The sequence below is a fragment of the Segeticoccus rhizosphaerae genome (assembly GCF_009192725.1).
Lineage (GTDB): Bacteria > Actinomycetota > Actinomycetes > Actinomycetales > Dermatophilaceae > Segeticoccus > Segeticoccus rhizosphaerae.
Window position 1 is genome coordinate 1 of the sequence record NZ_VOHR01000461.1, and the last position, 2,224, is coordinate 2,224.

Below are 2,224 nucleotides of genomic sequence, written 5' to 3' on the forward strand. Positions count from 1 at the left end.
CCCAGCTCGCCCGCACCAGTGACGACCCGGCCGGCGACGCGGTCGAGGCGGGCCGGACCTGGGGGCGCGAGCTCGCCCGTGCCCACGAGCCCGCGCGGAACCCCACCGAGGCCAGGCGCGAGGTCGTGGCAGTCCTCGACGAGCTCGGCTTCTCCCCCGACCCCGACCCCCGCGCCATGGTCGTCAAGCTGCGGCGCTGCCCGCTGCTGGAGGCGGCCTACCGGCACCCCGACATCGTGTGCGGTGTGCACCTGGGCATCGTGCAGGGGGTGCTCGAGCAGATCGGCGGACCCCCGGAGGGCACGGCGCTGCTGCCCTTCGCCGAACCGGGCGCGTGCCGCCTGGAGCTCACCGACCGGTCCGGCTGCTCGCGTCGATGACGCGCCGGCTGGCGTTCCTGGTCCCGGCCGGCCTCTCCCTACTGGCCGGCCTCGACGCCGCACTCCTCCTGCTCGGGGTGAGGGCCCCGGTCACCACCGACCGGCTGCCGGACGCCCACGGGTTCCTGCTGGTCCTGGGGTTCGTTGGCACGGTCATCGCCCTCGAGCGGGCAGTGGCGCTGCGCCGACCCGGCGGATTCGCGTCCCCGGTGCTGCTGGGCATCGGCGGTGTCCTGCTCTTCTCGCCCGCGCCGATCTGGGCCGGCCAGCTGTCCCTGACCCTCGGGTGTGCGGCCATGGTCGCCCTCTACGTGCCGTTGTGGCAGCGCCAGCGCGACGACTCGGTGCTGGTGCAGCTGCTCGGCGCGGTCCTCGCCACGGGGGCCGCGTTGTTGTGGCTGCGCGGCGTGCCCGCCTCCGACCTCATCCCGTGGCTGGCCGGCTTCGTGGTGCTCACCATCGCCGGTGAACGGCTCGAGCTGGCCCGCGTCGTGGTCCTCGACGCCACCGCCACCGGGCGGCTGGTCGCCGTCTCGGGCGCCATCGTCGCGGGCACCGTCGCAAGCCTGCTCTGGCCGGTGGCCGGCTATCCGCTCACGGCGCTGGCCTACCTCGCCCTCGTCGCCTGGCTACTGGTGCACGACGTCGCCACCCGCACCATCCGGGCCACGGGGCTCACCAGGTTCATGGCTGGCTGCCTGCTTCTCGGGTATGCCTGGCTCGTCGTGGCGGCCCTGATCTGGCTGGTCCACGGGCACGTCGGCGAGGGACCGGCATACGACGCCGTCGTCCATGCCTTCTTCCTCGGGTTCACCATCTCGATGATCATGGCGCACGCGCCCGTGATCCTGCCGGCCGTGCTGCGCGTCCGGCTCCCCTACCACCCCGTGATGATCGCTCCCCCGGCGCTGCTGCACGCCGGGCTGCTGCTGCGGCTGCTCGTCGGCGACGGGTGGGGTGTCACCGTCGCCGCGCAGGTCGGCGGTGTGCTGGGTGTGGTCGCGCTGCTCGGCTTCGTGGTTGTCTCGGCCTGGGCGGTCGTGGCGGCCTCCCGGCGCGACCATGCCCGGTCGGCGTCGCGGCTCGAGTCACGCGTGGTGTCCTCGTGATCCCGACGCCGCCGGCCTCGCGGGACCGCGGGGTCAACAATCCGTTCACCGACCGCAGCCGCTGGCACGTGCGCGCAGGGTCTGGGGTCGTCTTCTGGCTGCTGGCCCTCCTCGCGGTGGGGGTGGCACACCGCTGGGTCCCCGCGTCCGGGTGGCTGCTCGTGCACCTCGTGCTGCTCGGCGCCGTCACCAACGCGATCCTCGTCTGGAGCGCGCACTTCACCGACGCGCTGCTGCGCCGCCAGGCCGACTCCCACCGAGGGCAGGTATGCCGTCTGGTCACCCTCAACGCGGGCGTCGCGATCGTGGTCGCGGGCATGGTGGCGTCGGTCTGGCCGCTGACCCTCGCCGGTGCGGTCGTGGTGGCCGCGGCGGTGGCGGCGCACGCGATCGTGCTCGTGCTGCAGCTGCGGCAGGCCCTGCCCTCCCGGTTCGGCGGGACGGTCCACTACTACGTCGCCGGTGCGCTGATGCTGCCGTTCGGCGCCGCCCTCGGTGCTGCGCTCGCGCACGGGCTGCCCGGCTCCTGGCACGAGCGACTGGTGCTGGCGCACGCCGCGCTCAACCTGCTCGGCTTCGTCGGCCTCACCGTCACCGGGACGCTGGTCACGCTGTGGGCGACCATGCTGCGCACCCGGATCGTCGACGGCGCGGAGCGCACCGCCCGGCTCGCCCTCGTGGTGCTCGTGGCGGGCATCGTCGTGGCGGTCGCCGGGTGCGTGGCGGACCTGCGGC

At 74.2% G+C, this 2,224-nt stretch carries 2 protein-coding genes and 1 pseudogene; all 3 read left to right on the top strand.

Going from position 1 to position 2,224, the window contains the following annotated elements; genetic code table 11:
• On the top strand, window positions 1-380 hold a 380-nt coding region (locus FRW57_RS23595; protein ID WP_476748662.1), incomplete at its 5' end, for a helix-turn-helix domain-containing protein.
• On the top strand, window positions 377-1,489 hold the full coding sequence (locus tag FRW57_RS20610; RefSeq protein WP_137120114.1) for a hypothetical protein: 1,113 nt from the start codon (window positions 377-379) through the stop codon (window positions 1,487-1,489). The genes FRW57_RS23595 and FRW57_RS20610, both read left to right, overlap by 4 nt.
• Window positions 1,486-2,224, top strand: a pseudogene (locus tag FRW57_RS20615) (multicopper oxidase domain-containing protein); the annotation flags it as partial. The gene FRW57_RS20610 and the pseudogene FRW57_RS20615, both read left to right, overlap by 4 nt.

Bases quoted from the DNA above. Each gene is read 5' to 3' on its own strand.
- FRW57_RS20610 (WP_137120114.1), top strand. From the start codon at position 377: ATGACGCGCCGGCTGGCGTTCCTGGTCCCGGCCGGCCTCTCCCTACTG.